This is a genomic window from Cupriavidus basilensis, assembly GCF_029335485.1.
Lineage (GTDB): Bacteria > Pseudomonadota > Gammaproteobacteria > Burkholderiales > Burkholderiaceae > Cupriavidus > Cupriavidus basilensis_E.
On record NZ_JARJLM010000690.1, the window covers coordinates 1 to 6,347 of the forward strand.

Below are 6,347 nucleotides of genomic sequence, written 5' to 3' on the forward strand. Positions count from 1 at the left end.
TGGACGAGATCGGTTGGCCTCTGGAGCACGCCGGCGAGCGGTGGCCGAACGGTCCTGGAATGGTGGTCGCGAGACTGACGCAAGCTTGAGAAGCGCGGGCGTCGCCCAGCCTCCGGCTATGAACCGCATTGGAAGACTGCCTTGTGATGGGCGCGTCCAACGCAGCCCGGATCTCGCGCCGCTCAGAGTCCCGCCTTTCCTGCAGTTCGGCACGGGAGGTACGCGCCTCGCGGGGAGGGCCTTCTTGAGTGCCAGAAATGGAACGGGCCGGTATGAGCCGGCCCGTTGTGCGCCCGCGCCCCGGCGGCAGCCGGGGTGGGCGGCCAGGCTCAGCGTCGGTTCGTTGGCTTGTCGCTGCCAAGGGTGACGAAGGCCTGGCTCGACGCAGCGATGCTATTCCACGGCAGCGGTGCCAGGCGCGAGGGGGCACCGCGCCACTGTCGGGCACGGTCGTATTGAAGATCCATGACATGCGCCGCTGTCAGCACGTGCCGGAAATGGGGCAATCTCTCACAGGGGTTGGCTGCCGCTGATGTTGGCAGTGCCGATCAAGCTGTGTACTGGCATGAATGAGCCGCTGCCATCGCGTTGGAATCTCTCCGTTGCAAGCAGATCTTCGCCCATTATTTCGCCGCCTGTGTTGACGGTAACAAGATATCGAAGCACCTCCCGGGCTCCTTCGCCAAGAAGTTGGCATTGTGGTATTCCAAACTGACGGTACCAAGAATCGAGGTACTCACAGGCCTCCTCACGGGACGCCAATGACAGAAACTCATAGATGACTGGTGAGGAATCAGCGACCGACAAAAGATAGAGTCCTGGCAAAAAAGTGCCCTTGGCCTGTAGGTCTGCCTCAATTTCACGCTTAAGTTGGACGGGGATTCTGGAATGAGTCATGTGCCTCACCTGATATGGAGGGAAACAACGGGCGTCACGGATTTGACGCCATCAGAACCGCGCGCTATGGAGCGCGCGCGGGTGCAAGGAATGTAACTCACCCAGTGCGTATAATTTCACGCTTACGTGGCGCGGTGACGTATTGACCGGCCAAGCTAAGCGCGATCGAGCTGCCAGTTTGAATTGCCCGCTTGCAACTGATCGCCGCCCTGCGCCGCTCGACGGGCATGGATACGGTTCGGCTCGGCAATGTTCGGGACGGCTTCTCACTTGCCACATCACATTGCCTCGTGATCGGCTCCGATGGCACGACTCTTGGCGAATACGGTCAGTGGTTGAACGTGGAGCTCAGCGAAGCCGGCGGTGATCCAACGGCTGTTTGGAGAAAGCATAGGGACGGCCCCTTGCGTTTTGCCGATGCGGAGATCGAGCGAATTTGCCTGGTTGCACCCTATGGCACGGGTACCGCCGAGTTCTTCCAGATCATCATCAGCCGGTACCAGTATTGGATTGAGCGCAAGCTGTTCGCCCCAGCCGTCTACGCGGCACCAAGGTCGCCAGAAAGCCTGATGGAGCAGAGCGGCTGCAGGGGCGTGTCGCTCGACCAGTGCATGGCTTTTGGACCGCCGTCGTATCGCCTGGAGAGCATCGAGGATCTGGCGGAGGTGCTGCGCCTTGAGGTGCAATTGGACGACGCAGAAAAGGCCGAGCACGAGCGAATCGTCATCCGCACACGAGATATGCGGACCGGTGAGGCGCGTTCAACTCGCCACTTCGATGAGTATCCGCAGTTGCGCACGCTCAAGCTGAGGCTGGCGCGTTTCTTCGCTGACTGGGAGCGCTCCAGCGCGGGCCGGAACGGCGCGACGCTCACTGGTCATTTCTGGGCGATGCCATCGACCGTCAATTCGTACTCCGCCATCAGATATGACAAGAGACGTTGCAGGCTGCCGGATGTGAGCAAAGTAGCTTTTCCTACGTCGATTGCATCCATCGACGGCTAGTGGCGTGGCAAGAAACGAACTGAGCGGGGCTTGAACTGCAAGAGCTCAACGTTATTGCGCCCATCTTCAGGTTGAGATGCATCCGGCCCGGCTTGCAGCGTGCAACGCGTTATGGATGGCGAAAAGCGTCGATTCGGATTGGGGGCCAACGCCGGACAACAAAAGCAACTTCTCTCGATATCGATCGAATTCAGCCCGCGCGTCCAGTCTCGCGACAAGCCGCTCGATGTGAGGCGGTGGGATGACGTGAGGGAGGGCAGCTGCGAAACCCACGTATGCGGCGCGTCCCAGGACAGCCGCAATCACAACAAAAGCGACAGCGCTGACAAATTGGAATAGGAGCCGAGTTCGGTTCGGCGTTTCGCGAGCACCGGCTTGATGCCGCGCTCGCGTAGCTTCTGCCGATGCAGTTCGGAATCGTAGCCGCGATCGGCGTAGATGATTTTGGGCTTCTGAAGTGGTCGGCCACGCACGCCGCGAATGGGTGGAATCGCGTCGACGAGCGGCAGCAGTTGGGTGACGTCGTTTCGGTTCGCGCCGGTCAGGATCGCGCTGACGGTGATTCCGTTGGCGTCGACGAGGATGTGGTGCTTGGAGCTTGGTCGCGCGCGATCCGTGGGGTTCGGACCCGTTTGTCGCCCGCCCCAACAGCTCGCATCGACGACGAATCGACGGCTGCTCGTGAGAAATCGAGTTGGCTTTGGCGCGGTTTCTTATATGGAAAACGCGCTGCAGTTGGTGCGCCGTGCCTGCCGCCGACGCGCGCTCTCCAGCGCGCCAGCAGGCGTGCCCATGGGGTCGGGAACAAAGTTCTGCAAGAACTGTGAACAAATTTATGAGCGCCGTTTTCGTCGTCCGGGCATGATCATCGGAGTTGCGGGCAACGGTCCACCTGAATAGAAGTCGGAGATCAGACGCTTGCGGTTGATTTCCGCAAATGCAAAGCCGTTTATCGGGATAGCATTTGCGATATGTGGCTGTACGATGAGATATCGTGCCCGTACCGCATCGGCGGTCAGAATGTAAGCCCGAAGATGCCGCATTCCCAGCCCCCGCACGGTCCACCGGGGCTTCAAGTGAGACACTCTCGCATACTCTTCAGCGTGAGCGCGCGAGATGAACAGCGCTCCAAAGATCTCATCCCCTTGTGTAAAGGAATAGGGTTCTTTCGTCTCGAGGTCGTACAACGTCCAGAACGGTTCGCCTTTCACTTCAGGGCCAGGCATCACAACGTTGTCCAAGCGCAAGGCAAGAAGTTGCCCAATGGACGGAAGTTCTTCAACCGACAGCACCTTCAGGCCATTTTCGTTGGCGGAGTCAACAGCCCCACTTTGATAGCCGTTGGCTGATACAACTACGCCGACCACCCCTTGGCAATCGTGCACTTTCATTGCAAACGCTAGAACATCATCCCTTTCCATGGGGCGGCTGGTGTTCTTACATTCAATCGCAACACGGTGTCGCAGACCAGCAATCTCAAATTCGTAGTACACGTCTATCTGGTAAATGCTCCCCTTTGATCCCCGTAAGCGTGACTCCACGCCCGACGACAGCGTTCTCAAGTTCGAGGTCAAGCAAAGTCTGATAGACATTGCGGACATGGTCCTCGAGCCCTGGCCCATCTCCTACTTCGGGTCTCGTGGTGCTTTCATTCAGTAGAGCTATGAGACCTGCCATCGAACGTTGGTTCGTCATACTCGAAAACCCTTTAACTGCCTGCGCAACAGGACGGAAGACCGACCGGCTCTTTACCAGCGCAGTCCAACGGCACGCTCGTGAGCCTCTCGGTTCTGCTGAAGGATGCGATTGCGCTCGTCGTCATCGTCAATTGCGTACCGTAGCAGATACTCGAAGCCGTCGATTCCCTCCGCGGCGGCGGCTTCGCTCATGGCTTTTGCTGTCTCGATGCGTCGCAGTTCTGTCACTTCCTCCCCCAGCGCGTCTGCTACCGCTTGCGTGATAGCGTTCACTCGGTCTACAGCTTGTGGGTGGTCTGCCAGAAATCTGCCGCGTCCTCGCGCAATTTGCTCTTCGGTCAATTTACTCATGTCGGTAGATATTTTGTATCGAGCTTGGAATTCTGCTCGCTTTGCCAAACCGGATTTGCAGTTGAGATGCATGGAAGTATGCCACTAGTATCTCCGGAAAATCGCTCACGCCGCTAAATTTATGCTTGACAACGTCCGATATTTTCGTCGGCGATATACCGGTATCTCGGCTTACCAACGAACGATATGACAGGCAATGAACTGAAACTTCGAGCGGCTATTTACACCTTTATGGATGGAAATGGCAGCATGCCGACGGACGCGGCATCGTTCGATGCGGTCATAGCGGAAGCATAGGCAATGCGCTTGATCACCATGATCAGCGTGTTGATGGCTTCAACCACATTGGTGCCCAAGGGCCAGCGGGCGTGGGCGAGAATGCCTATGCCTAGCAAGTAAGGCCTGAGCCGCCGGGCGAACTGACACAGCGGCCCGATCTTACAGCTCATAGTCGTACCAGTCCTGCTGACGAGGCGGACCTACTGCGCGGCGCCCACGCGGCTCGCAGGGTGGTGGAGGCCTCGCGTTGGCCTGCTACGAAACCGGGAGAACGCACCCTATCCGAGGGTCGGCCGGGATTCGCAAAAAATCCGCCACATCTCCGCTAAGCCGCTGATTTGAATAGGAAATCGATCGATGGATCGAGTGGCGGCACGCGCCGCTGCAAGTTGAGTAGGTAATTGCCGAACCGGTTGACATGCTCGCGGCGGTATGGCGACAGCGCCTTCAGCACTTCGGCATTCACCGGGTGCCCGCGTTCCTGCAAATCCTTCAGCTTGCGTGACATCCACTGAACGTTGTGGAGGATGACCATGTTGGCGACCAGTTGGTTGTACTTGATCACCTTGCGCAGTTCGCACCGTACCCGGATCAGCTCTTCGATCAGCACGTTGACGATGTCGGGCAATTCGACCTTGGTGTGCGCCGCATCGGTTGCGAGCGCCTCCAGCCATTTCAGCGTGTTGGCCTCGGCCGGCCGAATGTGGAGGTACCCGCGTAGCAACTTCTGATGCCGGGAGCGTGTGCCAGAGGCATCGTAGAGCTTGACCGCGCTTGTGAGTCCGTGCATCGATGTGCTCTCCGTGGGGGTGCCGCCGGCACGACGGCGTGTCGCGCGACACTACGGGCAAGCGTAGGGACTAGAGCCTGCCCGCGAAGGATACAGTTCTTGCGGAACCGATAAAGGTCAGTTTGCAGAGCCGGGAGAAGCGCTTGCAAGGCGCCACAAAGCAAATACAGATAGCGCTATTGCGCGGGATCACAGTCATGGATGGATCCCGCTGCATCAACGATCCGGAACCAGCTCCATGGACTGCGCCGGCGGCCGCTTTATTGACGGATCGGGACGCAGCGGACCGCCGGTGCGGGCGCTCAGCTGAACAGCGTCATGGCCTTGCCGAGAGTCGACCAGATGCCCGCGCCCAGCGGGATGAGCACGTAGGCCCAGAACGAGAGCAGCAGCAGGGTTTTGCCGAAAGTGCGGTCGTTTTGCATGGCTGGGGTTCCTGTGTGTTGGGGAATGGCGTTCAGGCGGCGCTGGCCACTTCGCGCAGGTGGTGGCGATCATGCACGGGCCGGATCAGCAGGTTGCAGACGAAACCCGCCACCAGCAGGCCCGCCATGATGTGCAGAGTGTCGACGTAGACCTCCGACCTGGGCACGCCCATTGCCAGCTTGTGCTCGCGGATGTAGTTCACCAGCACCGGCCCGGCGATCCCGGCGGCGGCCCAGGCGGTCAGCAGGCGCCCATGGATGCCACCGACGTAGGCCGTGCCGAACATGTCGGCCAGATAGGCCGGAATGGTGCTGAAGCCGCCGCCGTACATGGTGAGGATCAGGAAGTAGCAGACCACAAATAGGGCCACGTTGCCGGACGCGCCGACGGCCGGCACGGCCATGTATAGCGCGGCGCCGAAGGCGAAGAAGATGGCGTAGGTTACCTTGCGGCCGAAGTAGTCGCTGGCGGAGCTCCACAGGAAGCGCCCCGTCATGTTGCCGATGCTGAGCAGGCCGACAAAGCCGGCCGCGGCGGCGGCAGTGATGGTGCCCTTGAAGGTTTCCTGGATCATCACCGCGGCCTGGCCCAGCACGCCGATGCCGGCCGTGATGTTCAGGAACAGGATCAGCCATAGCAGGTAGAACTGCGGCGTCTTCAGCGCCTGGTCAATATGCACGTTGGCGTGCGTGACCATCTTGCTAGCATTGGCGGTGGGCATGTAGCCCGGGGGCGCCCAGCCCGGGGCAGGGATGCGGATGGCCATCGCGCCGATCGACATCGAGATGAAATAGACCACGCCCATGACGAGGAAGGTCTGCGCCACGCCCGCGCTGGTCGCGCTCTTGAAGTGGTTCATCAAGGCGACCGACAATGGCGCGCCGATCATCGCGCCGCCGCCGA

8 protein-coding genes and 1 pseudogene are annotated in these 6,347 nt (G+C 59.7%); 1 reads left to right on the forward strand and 8 read right to left on the reverse strand.

Annotated elements, in window-relative coordinates; translation table 11 throughout:
• Positions 1-510: 510 nt before the first annotated feature.
• Positions 511-897, reverse strand: coding sequence for a hypothetical protein (locus P3W85_RS42740; RefSeq protein WP_276269265.1), 387 nt, complete (start codon positions 895-897; stop codon positions 511-513).
• 191 nt (positions 898-1,088) lie between these two features.
• On the opposite strand from P3W85_RS42740, the gene P3W85_RS42745 reads away from it, so the two are divergent.
• Complete coding sequence (locus P3W85_RS42745; protein WP_276269266.1) at positions 1,089-1,901, forward strand: hypothetical protein; 813 nt, start codon at positions 1,089-1,091, stop codon at positions 1,899-1,901.
• Between the two features lie 338 nt (positions 1,902-2,239).
• Here the strand turns inward: P3W85_RS42745 and P3W85_RS42750 are convergent.
• The 7 genes and pseudogenes from P3W85_RS42750 to P3W85_RS42780 all read right to left on the reverse strand — a co-directional run.
• A pseudogene (locus P3W85_RS42750) lies at positions 2,240-2,601 on the reverse strand (transposase); the annotation flags it as partial.
• Positions 2,602-2,734: 133 nt separating this feature from the next.
• Positions 2,735-3,523 (reverse strand): restriction endonuclease, encoded by a 789-nt coding sequence (locus P3W85_RS42755; protein WP_346430335.1) that lies wholly within the window; start codon positions 3,521-3,523, stop codon positions 2,735-2,737.
• 126 nt (positions 3,524-3,649) lie between these two features.
• Positions 3,650-4,021 carry a DUF6388 family protein gene (locus tag P3W85_RS42760; RefSeq protein WP_276269268.1) on the reverse strand — a complete coding sequence of 124 codons (372 nt, stop codon included), beginning with the start codon at positions 4,019-4,021 and terminating at the stop codon, positions 3,650-3,652.
• Positions 4,022-4,170: 149 nt separating this feature from the next.
• Positions 4,171-4,398 (reverse strand): hypothetical protein, encoded by a 228-nt coding sequence (locus P3W85_RS42765; RefSeq protein WP_430869720.1) that lies wholly within the window; start codon positions 4,396-4,398, stop codon positions 4,171-4,173.
• Between the two features lie 155 nt (positions 4,399-4,553).
• Entirely contained in the window at positions 4,554-5,018 is a 465-nt protein-coding gene (locus P3W85_RS42770; protein WP_276269269.1) for a Tn3 family transposase, read from the reverse strand.
• Positions 5,019-5,320: 302 nt separating this feature from the next.
• Positions 5,321-5,443, reverse strand: coding sequence for an MFS transporter small subunit (locus tag P3W85_RS42775; protein WP_276269270.1), 123 nt, complete (start codon positions 5,441-5,443; stop codon positions 5,321-5,323).
• Positions 5,444-5,475: 32 nt separating this feature from the next.
• On the reverse strand, positions 5,476-6,347 hold an 872-nt coding region (locus P3W85_RS42780; RefSeq protein WP_276269271.1), incomplete at its 5' end, for an MFS transporter.